Origin of the sequence: Labrenzia sp. VG12 (assembly GCF_002237595.1) — a bacterium.
Classification (GTDB): domain Bacteria; phylum Pseudomonadota; class Alphaproteobacteria; order Rhizobiales; family Stappiaceae; genus Roseibium.
Genome location: NZ_CP022529.1, coordinates 5125264 through 5144421 on the forward strand (window position 1 = coordinate 5125264; position 19158 = coordinate 5144421).

Annotated in this window: 17 protein-coding genes; 12 read left to right on the top strand and 5 right to left on the bottom strand. The window is 54.1% G+C overall.

The features are described 5' to 3' along the window. Positions 1-27 precede the first annotated feature (27 nt). Both CHH27_RS23695 and CHH27_RS23700 read left to right on the top strand, forming a co-directional pair. Complete coding sequence (locus CHH27_RS23695; protein WP_157739083.1) at positions 28-909, top strand: phytanoyl-CoA dioxygenase family protein; 882 nt, start codon at positions 28-30, stop codon at positions 907-909. A gap of 453 nt (positions 910-1362) precedes the next feature. Continuing rightward, positions 1363-2298, top strand: a complete 936-nt coding sequence (locus tag CHH27_RS23700; protein ID WP_157739084.1) for an FkbM family methyltransferase — start codon at positions 1363-1365, stop codon at positions 2296-2298. Between the two features lie 567 nt (positions 2299-2865). On the opposite strand, the gene CHH27_RS23705 is transcribed toward CHH27_RS23700, so the two are convergent. Both CHH27_RS23705 and CHH27_RS23710 read right to left on the bottom strand, forming a co-directional pair. Then, the gene (locus CHH27_RS23705) at positions 2866-3150 is read right to left on the bottom strand and encodes a M10 family metallopeptidase C-terminal domain-containing protein (RefSeq protein WP_094073789.1); all 285 of its coding nucleotides are present in this window, start codon (positions 3148-3150) and stop codon (positions 2866-2868) included. Then, positions 3129-5582: a M10 family metallopeptidase gene (locus CHH27_RS23710; protein ID WP_094073790.1), complete on the bottom strand. Its 2454-nt coding sequence runs from the start codon at positions 5580-5582 to the stop codon at positions 3129-3131. Before CHH27_RS23710 ends, CHH27_RS23705 begins: the two co-directional genes overlap by 22 nt. A gap of 987 nt (positions 5583-6569) precedes the next feature. Between CHH27_RS23710 and CHH27_RS28390 the strand changes: the two genes are divergently transcribed. The 3 genes from CHH27_RS28390 (at position 6570) to CHH27_RS23720 (ending at position 8724) form a co-directional block, all read left to right on the top strand. Further along, the gene (locus CHH27_RS28390; RefSeq protein WP_198338283.1) at positions 6570-7109 is read left to right on the top strand and encodes an integrase arm-type DNA-binding domain-containing protein; all 540 of its coding nucleotides are present in this window, start codon (positions 6570-6572) and stop codon (positions 7107-7109) included. Between the two features lie 21 nt (positions 7110-7130). Further along, a complete protein-coding gene (locus CHH27_RS28395) occupies positions 7131-7802 on the top strand; it encodes a site-specific integrase (RefSeq protein ID WP_198338284.1) in 672 nt (223 codons plus the stop codon). A 259-nt stretch (positions 7803-8061) separates the two neighbouring features. Continuing rightward, entirely contained in the window at positions 8062-8724 is a 663-nt protein-coding gene (locus CHH27_RS23720) for a LuxR C-terminal-related transcriptional regulator (RefSeq protein WP_094073791.1), read from the top strand. A 214-nt stretch (positions 8725-8938) separates the two neighbouring features. Here the strand turns inward: CHH27_RS23720 and CHH27_RS23725 are convergent, their stop codons facing one another. Further along, positions 8939-9967 (bottom strand): LacI family DNA-binding transcriptional regulator, encoded by a 1029-nt coding sequence (locus CHH27_RS23725; protein ID WP_094073792.1) that lies wholly within the window; start codon positions 9965-9967, stop codon positions 8939-8941. Positions 9968-10240: 273 nt separating this feature from the next. Here CHH27_RS23725 and CHH27_RS23730 point away from each other — a divergent pair, with 273 nt between their 5' ends. The 5 genes from CHH27_RS23730 to CHH27_RS23750 all read left to right on the top strand — a co-directional run bounded on the left by CHH27_RS23730 (position 10241) and on the right by CHH27_RS23750 (position 15380). Beyond that, positions 10241-11323 carry a substrate-binding domain-containing protein gene (locus CHH27_RS23730; RefSeq protein ID WP_247646152.1) on the top strand — a complete coding sequence of 361 codons (1083 nt, stop codon included), beginning with the start codon at positions 10241-10243 and terminating at the stop codon, positions 11321-11323. 102 nt (positions 11324-11425) lie between these two features. Further along, a complete protein-coding gene (locus CHH27_RS23735; protein WP_094073794.1) occupies positions 11426-12496 on the top strand; it encodes an ABC transporter permease in 1071 nt (356 codons plus the stop codon). Then, positions 12496-13320, top strand: a complete 825-nt coding sequence (locus CHH27_RS23740; protein ID WP_094073795.1) for an ATP-binding cassette domain-containing protein — start codon at positions 12496-12498, stop codon at positions 13318-13320. The genes CHH27_RS23735 and CHH27_RS23740 overlap by 1 nt, the downstream gene beginning before the upstream one ends. Positions 13321-13419: 99 nt before the next feature. Then, positions 13420-14424 carry a Gfo/Idh/MocA family oxidoreductase gene (locus CHH27_RS23745; protein ID WP_094073796.1) on the top strand — a complete coding sequence of 335 codons (1005 nt, stop codon included), beginning with the start codon at positions 13420-13422 and terminating at the stop codon, positions 14422-14424. Beyond that, a complete protein-coding gene (locus CHH27_RS23750) occupies positions 14421-15380 on the top strand; it encodes a sugar phosphate isomerase/epimerase (RefSeq protein ID WP_094073797.1) in 960 nt (319 codons plus the stop codon). Before CHH27_RS23745 ends, CHH27_RS23750 begins: the two co-directional genes overlap by 4 nt. 342 nt (positions 15381-15722) lie before the next feature. Here CHH27_RS23750 and CHH27_RS23755 read toward each other — a convergent pair whose 3' ends face one another. Both CHH27_RS23755 and CHH27_RS27810 read right to left on the bottom strand, forming a co-directional pair. Beyond that, positions 15723-16742 (bottom strand): LacI family DNA-binding transcriptional regulator, encoded by a 1020-nt coding sequence (locus tag CHH27_RS23755; RefSeq protein ID WP_094073798.1) that lies wholly within the window; start codon positions 16740-16742, stop codon positions 15723-15725. A gap of 151 nt (positions 16743-16893) precedes the next feature. Further along, positions 16894-17037, bottom strand: coding sequence for a hypothetical protein (locus CHH27_RS27810; protein ID WP_157739085.1), 144 nt, complete (start codon positions 17035-17037; stop codon positions 16894-16896). 22 nt (positions 17038-17059) lie between these two features. Here CHH27_RS27810 and CHH27_RS23760 point away from each other — a divergent pair, with 22 nt between their 5' ends. Continuing rightward, positions 17060-17983, top strand: a complete 924-nt coding sequence (locus CHH27_RS23760) for a sugar ABC transporter substrate-binding protein (RefSeq protein ID WP_094073799.1) — start codon at positions 17060-17062, stop codon at positions 17981-17983. Between the two features lie 66 nt (positions 17984-18049). Continuing rightward, entirely contained in the window at positions 18050-19156 is a 1107-nt protein-coding gene (locus CHH27_RS23765) for an ABC transporter permease (RefSeq protein WP_247646154.1), read from the top strand. Positions 19157-19158: the final 2 nt, after the last annotated feature.

A 19158-nucleotide genomic window follows, 5' to 3' on the forward strand; every position in this document is an offset into this window, starting at 1 on the left:
CGGAGCCTACATCGTAGAAGTTCTCAAGTGGAAGACCATCTGGATAGCACCTATGGGGACATTGATGAGCTGCTGCTGTATAAGATGGCGGCTGTTCCGCCCTCGGAAGAACTCTTGGTTGAAGTGTCGGGCGACGACCTGAGTGAGGAAAACAAGATCAAAATTGCGAATTTGATCGAGGATCATGGGGTTTGCGTCGTAAGGGGGCTCGCAGATCCGCATGTCGTTAGAAGTGTAAATCTTAAAATTGATCGGTTCATTGACGACAACAAAGACATTGCAGTTCGTGGTAAATTCACTGAAACCGAAAATGCGATTTTCGACGGTACCAGTCAGATTGAAGGTGGAAACAAGGGCAAGGCTTTGCAGCCCAAGCCAGTTATTCATTTCCGGGGTGAGAAGGACAACGGATTGATTGACATCTTTAATATTGAAAGGCTTGTGCCGGAAGCGCTGCAATTGCGACACGTTTTGGGGGGAGACAGTATCAAAGCAGCCATCAATAGGGTGTTCCCGGACCAGCGCCCAACAAACCTGAATATCTATGTTAACAAGAGTATTCAGGAAACGCGTGGGTTCCACTACGATTCGTCGACGCCCATAATCAAGGTGTTTATGTACCTTACGGATGTGGAATCCGTAGACGATGGCCCGTATTGCTACGTGCTTGGAAGTCACGGGAATGAAGAAGAGCGTCGTCGTAGTTATCGAGCAAAGTTTGTTCCCAAAAAGAAAGGGGACACCTTATATGTCGATCCAAAGAAAGCCTTCGCGTTTGCAGGTAAGGCAGGGGACATCATTATTTCTTGTCAACATGGTGCTCATCGTGGATATCCTCAGAAGGAGAACCATGAACGAATGGTAGCGACAATGATCTACCGCCCTTACTCTTTTGAAGATGAGGCATAGTAACCTCACGAATGGGCCGCGGTGACATGCCTGGCAGTTTCGAGAATGGCGTTTTCCAAGTAAACACCTAGATCTGACCACTGGACAGTCTGTGTGAAGCACATCCCCAAGACGTGTGGTATATAGTTGGTGCTGTTTGGTTAATGTTTGAAACACAGGCAAGGACCGGCGAGTTGAAGTCGCCGACCCGTTTCGTAGTCATCTTTGAAGTGTCTTTGTTCGGCGCAACGGTCACATGCTTGCCAGTTCTTCAGAATTATTGCGAAGTAAAAGATGAAAGAGAAACTTTTCTTTTGGTGTTGCTAAAAATCGAGACAGTGCTGTAAGCTAACCTGTGTCAGGCGTGATGCCGGATCCTGCCTCTGAAAAACATCAAAAAGCTTCCTAACATTGGTGCTACGGTGTAGGTATCGTTGTATCTGAAAATCGTCGGTCAAAATGCAAAGAGATACGATGCATAGTGAAGAACTCTATTTCCCGCCGAAGGCGAGTAAGAATCGAGATCGGTTTCGTGAAGTAGTTTCTGATCCAATAAATATTCTTATTCCCAGGCATCCGGAAGCGGGTATCGTCAGGAAAGGCATTGTAACGTTACACAATGGCCATAAAGTTCCGGTGAGTGGAGATGAAGCATTTCATGGTGACTTTTCGGATATATTGGTCATCAACAGAGGAGTTCACGAGCCTCTTGTAGAGTACGCGTTCCTGCAGCTTCTTTCACAACTCCCCGATCGCCCCCGAATGCTGGAGTTGGGTTCGAGTTGGGCGCATTATTCCATGTGGATGAAAAAAGAACGGCCTGGGGCGTCTGTATGGATGGTTGAACCCGACACCAGAAACATGCGCTCGGGACGAGCCAACTTCAAGAGAAACAACTATAGGGGAACTTTTATCAAGGCGTCTGTTGGACACGGTAAATTTGAGTTGGATGCGTTCTTTCGAAAGGCTTGCATCGATCATTTGGAGTTCCTGAGGTGCGATATTCAAGGCTTTGAAATCGAAATGCTTGAGGGAGCGGAAGAAAGCCTCAAGGCTATGAAGGTGGATTATCTTTTCGTTTCAACGCACTCTCAGGAACTTCACTTGGGGGTGCAGGAAAAGTTGAAGAGCCATGGATACAGGATCGACCTGTCCACTGATTACGACTGTGAAACCAGTTCCTTCGATGGGTTTGTGATGGCGGTGCGGCAGGACCTGCCACGTGCGTTTCAAGGTGCTCAGCCATTGTCTCGTGTCGAAATTTGCAATGCTACGCCGCAAAAACTTCTGGACAGCATACTCCAGGCAAACGAACAAGTTCTCGAAGAGCAGCAGAAAGCTGGCGATCAACCCCTTCCTCCAGAGAAAACGACGATGTTGGGTCGTCTTTTGCGCGGGATTTTTGGGTAGTCAGCGCTTTTGTCCGCTTCTGGAAAAACCTTACATGTTACCCAGTCCGGCCGTTGCGCGCTTCTCTGCCGCGAAGGGGAAGTAGGCTGCAAAGAAAAAACTAAAAGTTGACCGATAGGCGCAAACGCCCAGATAGTCCTTTCATGTAAGAAAATTACTTTAGTCACAGCCAGACATAGGCGAGGTGCAACAAATGTAGGGAAAGTAATTCGCGTGCCGTTTCTGCACATTGTTTGGTTGAATTAGCCCACCTTGTTCCATGTCTGGTGAAGAAGGGGCAGACTTCTTTTTTGTGGGGGGACAAAAGTGGGTCGACGGAGTGGGCGTCCACAGGACGCTAACCAGAATTGTCGATCTACTTTAGCCAAGCTTGCGAAGGGTTGAGCGTGACCATGTGACTGGCTTTCTTGTCGCTAAGTCCCACGACCTTCGCCCGATCCGCCTGTAGAAGTAGTTCCAGCCGAGATTGTCTCTATGATCTAGGTAAAGCTTTCGGCTCTGAAGGTGCTAGCGCAAAGCCGGTAGAGAAATTGTATGGCGAGAATTCCTACATTTTCAGTAAAAGACCTAAAGAAAGAGGAAGTCGTTCTCGGAAAGAAGTGCGTAATTAAAGTTTTCTAGAATGATCTCTTTGCTGTCGTAGGCGACGACTGTTTCCGTATTCCTCTCGAAAATGTTCAAGTCACTGAACGCAATCGTCCCAAAGTCGATTGCGATCGTGTCGCGACCGTCTTCAAAGTCCGTGATGATATCAGTGTCGCTGTTGTCGCGGAACAAGAACACGTCCTGCCCGTCGCCTCCAGTCAACACGTCGTCTCCCAAACCGCCATCTAGAGTATCATTTCCCGCCATTCCCAGAAATTGGTTTTCCCCCCATCGCCTACCAGCGTGTCGTTAAATTTTGAACCGAGCAGGCGTTCAACGCTGATCAGTCGATCACCTTGTGCATGTCCTCCAGTCTCTGTGTTGACGTCCGAAAGGTCGATCTGAACGGCGGCGTCTGAGTTGTCATAGTACGCCCAATCGTAGTCTGAGCCGCCGTCCAGCACATCGGCTCCGGCATCCCCTCTAAGAAGGTCCTTGCCATCGCCACCTAGCAATGTGTCTTGGCCTTTTCCGCCGTACAGCCGGTCTTTCCCGGCGCGACCGTGGATCTCATTGTTGCCACTTGTGCCGAAAAGCCTGTCGTTGTGATCCGATCCGGCTAGGTTTTCAATATTGATCAGCGTGTCGCCCTGCGCATGCCCGCCTGTTTCAGACTTCGAGTCGCCCAGGTTCACTTGCACGCCAGCGTTTGAGATATCGTAATACGCCCAATCTGTGCCTGCGCCCCCGTCTAGCTTGTCGGATCCAGCGTCTCCACGAAGTCTGTCTGCACCGGCCTCGCCGCGCAGCGTATCATTCCCGTTGAGGCCATAGAGTTGATCATTGCCTGAACCACCCCTTATCTCATTGTTCGCGTCGTTGCCCAGTATCTTGTCGTTGTAGTTCGAGCCGAGAATGCGCTCGATGCCGATTAAGATGTCGCCTTCTGCATCGCCACCTGATTCCACACCGCCATTTGAGATGTTGACATGTATTCCTGCCGAGGAGGTGCTGTAGTAAGCCCAGTCGTTGCCGGAACCGCCGTCAAGCTTGTCAGCGCCACCGCCGCCTCTGAGAATGTCGTTTCCTTTGCCGCCGAGAAGTTCGTTGTCAACATTGTCACCATACAAGCGGTCGCTGTATCTTGAACCCAAGAGGCGCTCAATGCTGATGAGAGTGTCGCCCTGTGCATGGCCTCCCGTTTCAGACTTGCCGTCCGAGAGATCGATTCTGACAGATGTATTAGAATTGTCGTAATATGCCCAATCGAAACTTGCGCCGCCGTCAAGAACATCAGCGCCAGCGTCTCCTCTCAATATATCCTTGCCGTCTTCACCGCGCAGAATATCATTTCCGGCGAACCCGTACAGGCGATCCTTTCCGTCAGCTCCTCTCAGTTGATTGTCCGCATTGCTTCCGAAGAGCCGGTCGTTGTGGTCTGAGCCGAGAACCCTTTCGACATCTCGAAGAGTGTCTCCCTCGGCATCTCCCCCATCACCAGCATTCTTGCCTGATAGATCTACACGGACACCCGAGTTTGAGTTGATGTAATAAGCCCAGTCACGACCACCGGATCCATCCAGAAGGTCCTTTCCGGTGCCGCCATACAAAATGTCGTTACCGTCACCGCCCCGCAATGTGTCGTGTCCATGACCGCCGAATAGACGGTCCTTGCCGCCACGGCCGAGCAAGGTGTCGTTGCCGTTGTTTCCATGGAGTTCATTGTCGGCACCATTGCCTACAATGTGGTCATTGCCGGCACCTCCCAGTGCGTTTTCGATTTCGGTGCCGCGCGAAATGATAAGATTGCCGGTATACCCTCGCACGTTAGAGGCCGTTTCCGCCCTGAGATCAATCCGCTGACTGCCGCTGTAGGAGCTGAAGTTGAGCGTATCCGTGCCGCCATCATCCACGATCGTGTAGCTGATGTAGCTGTTCATGCTGCTGATGGTCTGCATGATGTCGCCGGAATTGGCGCCGTCGCCATAGGTGGTGTTGCCGGTGCGGGTGTTGCCCGTTGTGCCGTAGAGATTGCGAATGGCGATGATGTCGGCGACCATCGGCGTGACGGCGTAAACGTAGCTGGCGTTGATGTAGGTGTTTTCCGACTGGCTGAAATAGGACATCACCGACGCTTGCCAGGAATCGTTGGCATAGTGATTGTCGACGCCATAGGTCGCGGAACCGTTGTAGTTGCCCGCGTGACCGAGGCCGAGGGCGTGGCCTACCTCGTGAACGTAAGTCTGCAGCGAATAGGTGTTGATGCCGGTGCCGTAATAGCCGATCCAGCTGGAGCCGACATTGACGTTGCTGGAATAAATGGTGCCGTCGCCGGTTGACGACCAGTTCCAGGCGCTCCATGCGTCTGAATCGTCAAATGTGATTTGCGCGCTGCCGGAGGTGAAGCTGAAGGACAGACCAGTCGTGTCGGTCCACAGTTCCAGGGCTTGCAGCGCAAGATTTTGTCCGGCCGATGTCAGCGCCGTGATGTTGACGGAGATCGAACCGCCAACGCCGACGTTGAACGACCGGTCCGATCCGCCCCAAAAGCCATTGGTCAGCTGGTAGGCGATCTGGTCATTGCTGTAGACAGGCGTTGAGGCATATGTGGCGGACGCGCTGGAACTGCTCGCCTCACTGCAGGTGAAACCTGCGACAACAGGGAACTCTTTGGTGCGTCCGGTGGCGCGGCAGAGCATGCACACTTGACTGTCCTTACCTTAAGTGTCGTGCCACGATCCTGCCGAAACGCGCAAAATGCTTGGCACACGTTATAACACGTCGGTCACAAATAACCTTTCACACAAATCAGTGACTTCAATGTAATAGTTTATAGGAAGGGGCACTAGCGCTTGTGTTAGAAAACACAAATTTTTGTTATCTGTTTCTATAGGGTGGTTTTGAATTTTATTTAATGTGATTTCCAAAAAAAGGAAAAATGGGGAAGAAGCATATCAAATATACTATGTTAATCTAATGTTAAACTTGTCTTCGGGATTGGAGTTGCGAATCCGCAGGCCCTGAAACGGAAACCATGTGCGAGCCAACCCGTCATGTTGCGACGCTTTCACCGTTGAGGGGAACGACGTGATTTCGGTGCGGCAGAAGCACCAATGGCCTTGGAGGATCCGGAAGCTGTTTTGTACGACAGGATTTCTTAGGACGGGTCTCGTTGACTTCCCAAAAAACACCGTTCGTTCTTACGAGCAGAAACTGGAGTTGGAGTAAACTTTTCAAGACCAAATTCGGGGCTGTTCTGTTGGGAGGAGGCTGCATCGGAGGACGCAAGATCAGTCCGTCAGGACGTTCGCGCCGCGAGCGGGTGATGGCACGGATTGGTTCATCGAAAATATGAGGTGAGGGCGCGGTCGCTTTGAAAGAAAAAGCGGAAGCACCGATCACACGAATGCCGGAAGAGACGACACTGATCGTCTTGTTCGCATCAATCGTATGCTAAACCGGAAGAAAAAATGGCGGACAGAGAGTCCGCCAAGAAATAGATTTCAATCTCGATCATTGGGTCTAATATGATATGATTATCACCTTACAAAAAAACAACTAATTGACCTACTGCATCTGCAACTTGTATCTATCTCTATCATAATGGGGCAGCAAATATCACGTCTCATGATGGTCTGGATGATGGTCTGAATTGATTTGGCCAGGACGCGTTGGGGGACAAGACGATGCTCACGGGTGCCAAGGCTAGGAAGATCAAGCCTGGCGACAAGCCGGTCTCCGATGGGACTGTTCAAGGGCTCTATCTCTTTCCCGGAAAGTCAGTCGGCAAGGCAAAGTGGGTGTTCCGGTTTGTATCACCTGAAACCGGCAAGCGCCGGGATATGGGTCTTGGAAGCTATCCGGCCGTCCTGCCGAAGGAAGCCCGCGAAAAAGGCCTTCGGGCGCGGCGGCTGTTGGAGAACGACAAGGATCCGCTCGATGAACGGCAGAGGCTGCTGGATAGCGAGCGGCTTAAAATGGCATTGCCGACCTTTGCCGAGGCGGCGCGTAAGGTTCATGAGGACCTAAAGGCGGGATTTCGAAATGAAAAACACTCCAACCAGTGGATCAACACGCTGGAGCAATACGTGTTTCCCTCGATCGGCAGCATCCAGGTATCCAACTTGTCTCCTGCGGATTTCGCTGGTGCGCTGAAACCGATCTGGCTGGAAAAGCCGGAAACCGCGTCGCGTGTCAAGCAGCGGTGTGATGCCGTGATGAACTGATGCGCCGCACATGGGTTTATCATGGCAAGCCCTGTTGGTGTTGTCAGCCAGCTGCTGCCCAAGCAGCCCGGCAAGCGCGAGCGAGTTGCCAACCAGCCCGCCGTGCCCTGGCGGGACGTGCCGGTCTTTGTGTCGAACGTTTTGCATGCCGGATTGCACACACGTTCGAAACTCATGCTGGAAGTGCTGATCCTGACGGCCGCTCGCTCGGGGGAAGTCCGGCAGATGGCTTGGCCGGAACTGGACATGACCGCAGGGGTCTGGACCCTGCCGGCCCAGCGCATGAAAGCAAAGGTTCCGCATCGGGTGCCTCTTTCTCCCTATCTGATCGAGCTATTCGAAAGACTGCGGCAGGACGCAGACTCGGAAGTGACCGAGCTTGTCTTCCCTTCGCGAAACAACACGCCGGTTAGCGACATGGCGCTGACCAAATGCCTGCGCGATCACAAGGTCGCCAGCGACACGCCGGGGCGGATCGCCACCGCGCATGGCTTCAGATCGAGCTTCCGGGACTGGGCATCGGAAAACGGGTACCCGCGTGATCTGGCGGAAAGAGCCCTTGCACATACGATCAGGAATGCAACCGAGGCGGCTTATCACCGGACAGATCTTCTGGATCAGCGCCGGGAGATGATGCTTGCGTGGGAAGCCTGGGTGCTAAGTCGCAAGAGTATGAAATGGCCACGTACCTGATTTTCAAAATACTATTTTTTGCAAAGTTCGGATGCGCACTAACCTAGGTTGGATCTCCAGTTTTCTCGTCGGTTCAACACTGAACCCTATCCCGTTGCAATTCTTCTAACCAGCATGTGAACGTCCGCAGTTTTTCGACATATATTTCCGGTTTGGATTGACGATGTTTTGACGGTTTATTGAACCATCGACTCGGCGAGGAGTTCAGGCAAGGCAGCAAAGAGAGAGCCCGAAGCCGTCATGCCCGAGCTCGACGGGTTTGAGCCAGACCGAACATATCGTTCGAGGTCTGGAATCCGGCGGTGTGGACTATGTAACCAAACCGGTCGACCCGGAGGAACTCATTGCAAGGCTTCGGGTCCATATCTCGAATGCACGCAACAGCCACAGTGCCCATGTCGCCCTGGACGCGTCGGGCCGTTTTCTGATCTCGGTTGATCTGTCCGGAAGGGTCTGCTGGGCAACGCCGCAAGCCTTGGCGTTGCTCGACGGCACGGAAGGGATTGGCCCGGAGGCTGTTGAGCAATTGCCTTCGGAAGCGATTGAGTGGCTGCGCAGCCACTTGTTGGAAACCGGAAAGAGCGGACTTTCCGACAGCGATGTCGTTGCGACAACGGGAGGGCTGTCGCTGCGGTTCAGTTATGCCGGGCAAATCAGTTCAAGTGAACATCTGCTGCGCGTGGCTGAAGTGGTCGGCGGCGGCCCGACCCATATCCTGAGAAAGGCATTTGACCTCACAGAACGGGAAGCTGAAGTTCTGATGTGGATCGCCAATGGTAAGTCCAACAAGGAGATTGCCGCGATCCTGGACATGAGCCCCCGCACGGTGAACAAGCACCTGGACCGGATTTTCGGCAAGCTCGGCGTCGAAAATCGAACCTCGGCGGCAGTGGTGTCTCTTAAGAAAATTCTGGAAGGCTGAAGCGGCTTGGGTTTCGCCGGTACTGGTTGTCTGTGCGGTACATAGTCTTGATGAAGCTGGATTTCAGCCAGAGATGGAATGAAACGGACAGCTGCTTCACAAACGAGCCGACAGGAAGTTTTCAGACCTGCGCTGGAACACTTGGACAAGTCGTCACCTCAACGCCTGTCTCGGCAATGATCTCACATCCCGACCTTCGGGACGCGCGAGACAATTAAACGCTCTCAGGGGAGTAGATCTCGAACCCGATCGTCACGCGCTGTGCGCCCGCGTCAGGACCTGTTTTCTTGGTCTTGATCAAGGTTTCGAGACTTCTCCGGGCAAACGTTCGCATCGGGTGCGAGATGACCAATGAGAGTGTGCCGTCGATCAATGCTGCCCGTGTTTCACCAAAAAGCTCATAGCCAACCGAGACGAAATCGTCTCGTTTCGGTGTGTCTCGCAAGGCGGAAATTGCGCCGGTAATACCTCCGCCTGAAACGAAGAGGCCGCACATGTCGGGATGTGTCGTCAGCATAGTCTCGACAAGCTCACGAGCGACAGCGGCCGTTTCGTAGGTAATTAGCGGGTCCAGCAAAACAAACTTGTTGTTGTGCTCACGGAAATACATGCGGAAACCGCTCTCGTTCATCTCCTGGTTTCGCAGGCGATAATTGCCAACCAGGATACCGATCTTTCCCGGTTTGCGAACCATTTTGTCAAACGCCCAGGCGGCAGTGCGCCCAACTTTCCAGTTGTCCAGCCCGACAAAACTGACGTTGCCACGCGCGGAAAGCGGGCCAATCAGTGAGGTCACAGGGACGCCGCGGTTGATGACCCAGTCTATACCATCCGCCACAAGTGGGTGCTGCGGCGCAACGACGGCCAATGATTCACAGCGTTCGCCAAGAGAGCGAATATGATCGGCCACCTTGTCGGGGGAGAGATCCTCAAGAAATTCCAGTGTCAGTTCGATCCGGTCACCGGCAAAGGCTTCGGCTTCTGTGGTGAGTGCATCTCCGAGATTTCGATAAAATGTCCGGTCGCCGCGTTGCAGGAGCACGCCTAATCGGTGCCTTTCCCGCCCAATGCTCACCGCGTGTTCGATGGTGCCGAGCCCGTAGAACCCAATCTCTGCGGCTGCCCGTAAGACGCGCTCGCGCGTAGATTGGCGGACGTTTCCCGCATCGTTCAGGATCCGGTTGATGGTCGACACCGAGACGCCCGCGGCTTCGGCCAAATCCGGGATTGTTGGTCGTTTCATATCGTGTCATCCAGCCCGTTTCATCTCATTTAGCCTCATTTTGTAGTCTGAATGAAGCTTTTTGAAATGAAATTTTCTGATATTTTTTGAGGTACTTGATCTTATTCATTTCAATCTGCCAAGACATCCCTATCAGTCTTTTACCGATCCGGACAGGCTGATGGGAGGATTTCACGAATGGTGTTCGATACGCACAAAAGAAAAAGCGTATCAAAGTTCAAAAATAAACAAATAAAATCAGAAACTTATCGTGGATCTGTTTGCGTTTGTTGATTGAAGCCTCCCAAATCGAACACAGTCGATGTCGCGCAAATATGTACGTATTTTCGCGCGTCGGGTCTTGAGGAAACTGAATTGAAACCTGTCATTTCGACAGGGCAAACGGGAGGACCTTTTATGAAATTCAAGTCAGCAATTGCAGCCGCTCTCCTCAGCGCCGTCATGTCGGCGCCGGCAGCAGCCCAGGATATTGCCGTGATTGTGGGATCTGCCCAGGATGGGTTCTGGAACATGGTGAAAAAGGGTGTCGATGACGCAACGCTCATGGTGGAAGCCAATGGCGGCACCGTGAACTTCATGCAGACCCAGAACTACGACAATTTCGGTCCTGATCTTGTGTCGTTGATCGAGCAGGCCGTCGCCCAGGGTGCTGAAGGGATTGCGATACCGAACTGGTTGCCTGAATCTGAAACTCCTGCTCTTCAAGCTGCACGGGACGCAGGCGTCGTCATCACGTCATTCAACGCCGGCCAGGGCGAAATGAAAAACTATGACGCGTTGAACTACTTTGGCTCCGACGAATATCTTGCCGGGGTTGCAGGCGGCAAATATCTCGCAGGAAAAGGGGCAACGAAGATCCTTTGCCATATTCAGAACCCTGGTGCGGTGAACCTGGAGACCCGTTGCAAGGGCGTTGAAGATGGCGCCAAGGAAGCCGGCGCCGCAGCTTATATTCTGCGTGTTCCGGCAAATCTCGACCAGGACATGGTGGGGACCTCCGAAGCCATCAAGGCTGAATTGATCGCAGACCCGTCCATTGATGCCGTTATCAATCTGGCCGCGTGGGCTGCAGATGCATCTGCCTCTGCGATTGACCAGCTTGGCAAGACTGGCGAAATCCAGCTCGGAACATTTGACATGTCGGCCTCTGTGTTGGAGCGCATCTCGAACGGAACGCAGGCAATGGCCATCGACCAGCAGCCCTATCTGCAAGGCTTCCTGGCGACTTCAATGCTGTTTGCAAACCTGAAGTTTGGAACCGAGATCGCGACCAAGCCCGTGTTGACCGGGCCGGCGATTGTGGATGCATCCAATGTCGAGACCGCCATCGAAGGCGTAAAGCTGGGCGCGCGATAACCTCAAAAATCAAAACCGACCCGGCCGCCTCAGGCCGGGTCAGCATGGAAAGCTTCACCAACTCGTAGCTGAAGGTTCCATCTGCAGGAGAGGCATCTGCAAATGGCAGACACAACAACGACCGGCAAAACCGACACTCCGACCGGGACAGAAAGCCCTTCAACTTCCTCCGGATTCGATTTTGGCGCATTTCTGCGCAGCCCTGCCGCCGGCGCATTCATGGGGTTTGTGGCGGTATTCGTCCTGTTTTCCTTTTTTGGCTTTGGGCGAAACTTCCTTTCGGTTCCAGGCGTCACGACATGGGTCAATTATGCTTCGCTGATTGGAATGATTGCCATTCCTGTCGGTTTTCTGATGATCGCGGGGGAACTCGACATTTCAACGGGAGCGGTTCTTCCGGCAGCGACAATGACGGTTGCAATCGTGTCGGGCCACTATGAAATGCACGTTCTTGTCGGGGTGTTCGCCGCGCTCGCAATTGGAGCGATGATCGGATTTGTAAACGGATTTATCGTGACCCGCACACAGGTGCCGTCCTTTATCGTGACGCTCGCGACGTTGTTCGCGGTCGCAGGCCTGACGCTTTACCTGTCTATCTTTTTCATCAACAACACCAATTCGTTTTATCATGCGCCGGAATGGGCAAAGGAGCTGTTTGGGGGGAAAGTCGGCGGTTTCAGAACGTCGGTTTTCTGGTGGGCCGCCATGGTCGCCGCCTTCGTGTTTTTCCTGCACTATTCGCCTTGGGGGAACTGGGTCTTTGCGTTGGGTGGCGATCAGGAAAGTGCTCGCAATGCCGGCATTCCGACACGTCGCCTGAAGATCAGCCTGTTCATGCTTTGCTCAACCTGCACTGCCTTTGCAGGGGTGTTGCAGGTGATGACCTTCAATTCCGCAACGTCGCAAGCCAATTTCGGATTGATATTCAACACCATCATTTCCGTTGTTGTTGGAGGCGTTCTCCTGACAGGTGGCTTCGGAACGGTTTGGGGCATTGTCTTCGGAGCCCTGACGCTTTCCATCGTCACTCAGGCCATCGGATTCACTGAGATCGATCGAAATCTTTCCTTCCTGATCATTGGTGTGATGCTTCTGATCGCGGTTCTCATGAACGACACGTTCCGGAGTCTGGCGACGGCCTGGACAAGCAAGAAGAAGCAGGGAGAGCGGTGATGTCGGAAAAGAATCCCGTGATCGAGTTGCGTCAGGTCGACAAGTCTTTCGGTCCGATTGATGTGCTTCATGAAATTAGCTTGAAGGTGAGCGAAGGAGAGGTGCTCTGCCTCCTTGGTGACAATGGCGCCGGGAAATCGACCTTGATCAAGACACTTGCCGGCGTGCATCAGCCAACAAGCGGCAAGATCCTGATGGATGGCGAGATCACAACACTGAACGGGCCTCGTGACGCACAGAACCGGGGCATCGCGACGGTTCACCAATTCGGGGGAACCTATCCCCTGATGTCCGTGGGGCGCAATTTCTTCATGGGGGTGGAGCCGACCAAGGGGTTTGGACCTTTCAAGATTTACGATCGCAGAAAGGCCAACCGGATCGCAGTCGAAGAAGTTCAGAAAATGGGTATTACCCGGATCACCGACGGCGACCGGCTTGTTGGAGGATTGTCCGGTGGAGAACGTCAATCGCTGGCGATCGCGCGCGCTGTCTATTTCGGTGCGCGTGTTCTGATCCTGGACGAGCCAACTGCCGCCTTGGGCGTCAAGCAGGCCGCTCATGTTCTACGCATCGTGAACGAAGCCAAACGGCGCGGTCTGGCCGTAATCTTCATTACACACCAGGTCATGCATGCCATGGCGGTTGGAGATCACTTCGCAGTCCTGATCCGGGGAGCTGTCGCGGCAGATTTCCGCAAGGGTGAGAAGACGCGTGAACAGATTGCGGACCTGATGGCCGGTGGAGAATCCATGGCGGATCTGGAGGCCAGCATAGAAGGTTACATGCAAACTCATGAGGGACATCCGCCTCCGCCGGAGAGTTGAGACTTCGCGTGAAAGGGGGAACTGCCCTTCCTCCTTTCCCTCCCAAGGCGGCCCGCTTCGTGCGGGCCGCCGCTCAGCAACAGCCAGCAGATTGAAAAGATGACAATAAGAGTTGCGATCATAGGGGCCGGCCTGATGGGCGCGGACCACGCCCGAATTGTGTCCGAGGAGGTGTCCGGCGCGAAGGTTCAGGTCGTCTGCGACAGGGATCGGGGGCGCGCCAGACGCATCGCCGAGAGCACTGGCGCGGCCGATGTCGGTTCTGATGCGAAAGAGGTTGTGGCGCGCACGGATGTGGATGCGGTCATCATTGCCAGTCCCGACGGCACGCATGCTGCACTGAGCCTGGCTTGTGTCAGGGCCGGAAAACACGTGCTGTGCGAAAAGCCGCTGTCCCAGTCTTCGGATGAATGTCTGCAGGTGATGGAAGCGGAACGGGCTTCCGGTTCGAAACTGATCCAACTCGGCTTCATGCGTCGCTACGACCAGTCGTATGTCGAAATGAAGCAGGCATTGACGGATGGCATGCTCGGCCAGGCGATCATGATGCACAATTTCCACCGGAATGTCGAAACGCCGGCGGCCGGGTTCGTGGCTGAAATGGCCATCACCAATTCCGCGCCACACGAGTTCGATGTTGCCCGTTTCATTCTGGATACGGAATACACCGGCGTTTCCGCATTTGCTCCCAGGACAAAAAATGGAGGCGTTGGTCCGGTGTTTCTGGTGCTGGAAACACGCGAGGGGCAGCTCGTTAACGTCGAAATCAACAACAACGCCTCATACGGTTACGATGTGCGTGCCGAACTGGTCGGTGAAAACGGTGCAATCTCTCTGGTCGACCCGGTGCACTCCCGGCTCGATATTTCGCTGACCTCACGCACCAGTTATGCATCCGATTGGCGCCCCAGATATGGGGAGGCCTATCGCCGCCAGAATAGGGATTTTATCGCCTTTGTTGAATCCGGCCGGTTTCCCGAAATCGCGTCTGATTGCTGGGATGGGTATGCCACGGCCGTCACCGCGGAAGCGGGTGTCGCAGCCCTGCAATCGGGTCACAAGGTGCCTGTGAACATGATCGCCAAGCCGGAGTTTTATACATGAAGTTGGGTTTTGTGTCGGACAGTCTCGGGTCCCTGAGCCTGAACGAGATGCTCGACAACGCGGCGCGCCTTGGGGTGAGTGGTGTGGAAGTGAATACGTGTGGCTGGTCGACCGCACCGCATTTCAGGCTGCTCGAAATGCTGAACAGTGCTTCGGCACGCAAGGCTTTCCGGAAGGTCTTTGACGATCGTGGGCTTGAGATCATCGCGCTCAATGCAAATGGGAACCCGTTGCATCCGACGGACGCGTCTCAACGGGAGGGATTGAAAAACACCATACGGGTCGCTGGGGAGCTGGGTATCAAGACTGTCTGTGCAATGTCCGGATTACCGGCGGGAAATGCGCAAGATTCCATGCCAAACTGGGTTGTTTCCTCATGGCCCCCGGAAACGCAGGAAATACTCCGATTTCAATGGGAAGAAAAACTCTTTCCGTTCTGGAGTGACATTGCCGCGCTTGCTGTTGAAAACGGTGTCGAGCGGATCGCCCTTGAGCTTCACGGCAATCAATGCGTCTACAATGTCCCTTCCTTGAAGAAACTGCGTGATGAGATCGGTTCCCTGATCGGGGCGAATCTTGATCCCTCTCATCTCTTCTGGATGGGGGCTGACCCGCTTCTGGCCGCAGAAGCGCTTGGCGAGGCGATTTACCATGTCCATGCCAAGGACACACTCTTGAACGCTCCCGTTCAGGCGACAACGGGCCTTCTGGAAAACGGTTCCTTGATGGATATTCCCGCGCGAAGCTGGTCCTACATCACCCTGGGCTTCGGTCACGGCGAGGAATGGTGGCGGCAGTTTTGCTATCGTCTGAAAATGGCAGGCTACGACGGCTGGATTTCGATTGAGCATGAAGACGTGTTACTCAACGCCTTGGAAGGGCTGGAGAAATCCGTTTCCTTGTTGCAAGGTGTAGTGCCGTCGGCTGCTTCCGACTACAGGCCGCAGGAAATCTGAACAAAGTTCTTCGTCAAGAGACTGTGGTGGCAGCATCAGACTAACCAGCTCTACCGTAAGCTGGGAACACGTTTTGCCGGCAGGCTTTCACTTTGATCTCGGGACCTTTGCCCGAGGAGCGCGTTACGGTCTGACGGTCTGAGCGCTGTCGGATGACACCGACATGTCAAGACCGCGTCAAGGCTACGACTTCTGCAGAAGCGATGCTCCACATGCCCGGAAAGTCATGAAACGATTTTGGTGCCTGTTGGAAAGTCGCGATTCAAGCTCAATCAAATCGGCTCTTGGCGTCAAAGTTTCGCCAGTTATGCGGTCGGTCAGCTTCAATAGGGCCGTGGGCAACTACGCGCTGCCTCTGACGACCAGCTTGCCAGTAAACTTACTGAGATCATGTTCTGTGTCGGTCCCTTTCAGAATACTGATCAGGCCTTCGGCCATTGCCGATATCGGTTGGCGATAGGTCGTGATGTTGTAATGAGGACTTGCAGCCTGCGGTACGTCGTCAAAGCCGGTGATCGCAATTTCCTGCGGAATGCTGACACCAAATTCGTGTCGCAAAGCGTCATAGGCCCCGATGGCGATGGCATCGTTTTCACAAACAAGGATATCCGGTCGGTCAGAGACAGGCAACGATCTGAAATGGTCGGTGACAGATTGATAGGCCAGCTCCGGGTCATAGCTGTTAGGCGAAATGACATCCGGGCGCGCACCCCTGGCGATTTCCCAGCAATTCAGAAACGTTTCCTTGCGCATCAGATGTGCTGATTGCAATTGCGGTCCGGCGACAAACAGGGGGCGCCGATATCCCTGTCCAATGACGTGATCAGCGATTTCCGACATGGCTGCCCGATCGTCACAGCAGATGGATACTGTGTTCGGATTTTCCGAGATGCGGGCGAAAACGACAAGCTTCTTTACACGGCGCGCACCCAGCGCGGTTTCAAGCGCCTTGTCATCGAAGCCGCTGCCAATCAGCACGGCAGCATCAACGCGCCGTTGGCTTGCGGTGAGGAGCGCTGCGGAAGTGTCATCCGGATCCAGCGTATTCACCAAAAGCGAATCCCAGCCGTTTTTCCGAAGGGCTCTGGTCAGCCTCTCCAGCATGACAAGCTTGTGGGGGTTAGCGAAGTCATCGACGAGCAGGGCGACAAGGTTACTGCGATCAGAAGCAAGGCTGGATGCAAGAAGGTCCGGGACGTAACCAAGTGCATTTGCAGCGTTTATGACCTTCTCGCGCGCCTTGTTTGAGATGGAGGCGTCTTTCTTGAAAGCTCGGTTCACGGTCCACCGCGATACTCCTGCAGCTTCGGCAACATCGTCAGCAGTCACGGTTGGCTGATTATTCTCGTCGATCTTGGTCATGCGCCATCTTGGTTTTCAAAAGGTCTGATTGTCAACGAAATGCACCCGTGTGCATTCATTTTTGCACCCGCGTGCAAAAAAATCTTGCACGCGGGTGCAAAAATCGATAGCGTTTGCCCACCATGCTGGGAGGACATGGTGATAGTCCGCGTCAAAACGCGGCCTGCCACTTCGTTTCACCAAGTCTTTCATGCGGCGTGAGCCCGCGGCCATGAAATGCTCTGTCGCAGGCGGCAGCGGGAATGGCGTCGACAATCGTGTCGGCGATTTCGCCTTGACGGCCAGGGTCGCTCAAGGCTTCTCAATGGGAGGAATTGATGAAAAAACTTTTGGCAACGCTCGCGACCTCGGCAGCCGCAATCGTGGTTGCTGGTGCGGCATTCGCTGCGGATATCATTGTGGTGGCGCATGGCCAGGCAAACGATCCGTTCTGGTCTGTGGTCAAAAACGGCGTCGAAAAAGGCGGCAAGGATTCAGGGGCGAATGTCGAGTTTCGGTCACCGGAAACCTTCGACATGGTCGCCATGTCTCAACTGATTGATGCCGCGGTAAATCAGCAGCCGGACGGGATCGTGGTGTCCATTCCCGACGCCGATGCACTGGGCCCGTCAATCGAGCGCGCCGTCGCTGCCGGCATTCCGGTTATTTCAATGAACTCCGGTTCGGACGTGTCCAAGGGGCTTGGCGCCTTGCTTCATGTCGGCCAGGATGAATACGACGCAGGCAAGGCTGCCGGCGCCAAATTGGCTGAAATGGGCGGCAAAAAAGCCATCTGTGTCAACCAGGAGGTCGGAAACGTATCGCTTGATCTTCGTTGCGAAGGTTTTAGCGAGGGCTTTGGTGGAGCGGTGACCGTTTTGCCGACAACCAACGATCCAGCCGAAATCGAATCGAAAGTCTCCGCCGCTCTGGCATCCGACCCTGACGTCGACACCGTGATGGCATTGGGCGCTTCGACGGCTGGTGAGCCCTCGGTTGCTGCGGCCAAGAGCTCCGGCCGTGACGTCAAGGTCGCTTCATTCGACCTGTCTGCAAGCTTCCTGCAGTCCATTGTCGATGGCGATGCGGCGTTCGCGATTGATCAGCAGCAATTCCTGCAGGGCTACCTTCCGGTCGTGTTCCTGTCACTCAACGCTGACTTCGGGCTTGTTCCGGGTGGCAACGTACCTTCCGGTCCGAATCTGATCACTGGTGAGAAAGCGTCTCAAGTCATCGAGTTGTCTGCACAGGGCATTCGCTAATCGGCCAAATGCGTGGGGCGCTGCTGAAAGGCCAGCGCCCCATTTATATAAAAATGGGAGATGGACGTGAGCACCGAAGCAGATCGTTTAGCCGACGAAAGAATCAAAAAGGAATCCTTTACCGCCAAGGTGATGAAGCGGCCTGAGCTCGGTGCCATTGCCGGTCTGGTGCTTGTGTCGGTCTTCTTCCTGTTAACAGCAGACAAGGCCATGTTCACGCTGGCGGGATTCATGAATTTCATGACACCGGCTGCACAGCTCGGCATTCTGGCAATTGGTGCGTCCCTTTTGATGATTGGTGGGGAGTTCGATCTCTCGATCGGCTCAATGGTTGCGTTCGCAGGTCTGTTTTTTGCCGCATGTACAGTGACAATGGGCCTGCCGTTGGTGATTGCAATTCCAGCCACGTTTGTCTTTGCAGCGCTTGTGGGGTCCATCAATGGTGCCATAGTCATCCGGTCAGGACTGCCTTCGTTTATTGTGACCCTGGCGTTTCTCTTTATCCTGCGCGGTCTGTCTCTTGTTGGCCTGAAACTGGCGACAGGAGGGTCGACCCAGTTGCGCGGCGTGCGGGACGCTGTGGAAGGTGATTTCCTGGCGCCGTTCTTTTCCGGTGAAGCATTCAAAGGGCTTTTTGAGTATCTCGCCGCCACCGGCTGGATCGAAACCTTCAAGAATGGAACGCCGAAGGTTCCAGGTATCCCGGTTGAAATCCTCTGGTTCGTGGTGATCGCACTCCTGGCCACCTACATCCTTTTGAAAACGCCTGCGGGAAACTGGATCTTCGCTGCAGGCGGCGATCGCATGGCCGCGTCGAATTCGGGCGTGCCTGTCAACAAGGTCAAGATATCGCTGTTCATGGTGACAGCCTGCTGCGCAGCACTTGTCGCCATCATCACCGTTATGGATGCGGGGTCGACCGATGCGCGTCGCGGCTTCCAGAAGGAGTTCGAGGCCATCATCGCAGCCGTGATTGGTGGTTGCCTGCTGACGGGTGGATATGGGTCCGCAATTGGTGCGTTTTTCGGTTCGATCATCTTTGGAATGGTCGTGATCGGCCTCACCTACACCGATTTCGATCAGGACTGGTTTCAGGTCTTCCTGGGCGGGATGCTCCTTTTGGCTGTTCTGTTCAATAACGCCATCCGCAAGCGTGTCACGGGGGAGCGCTGATC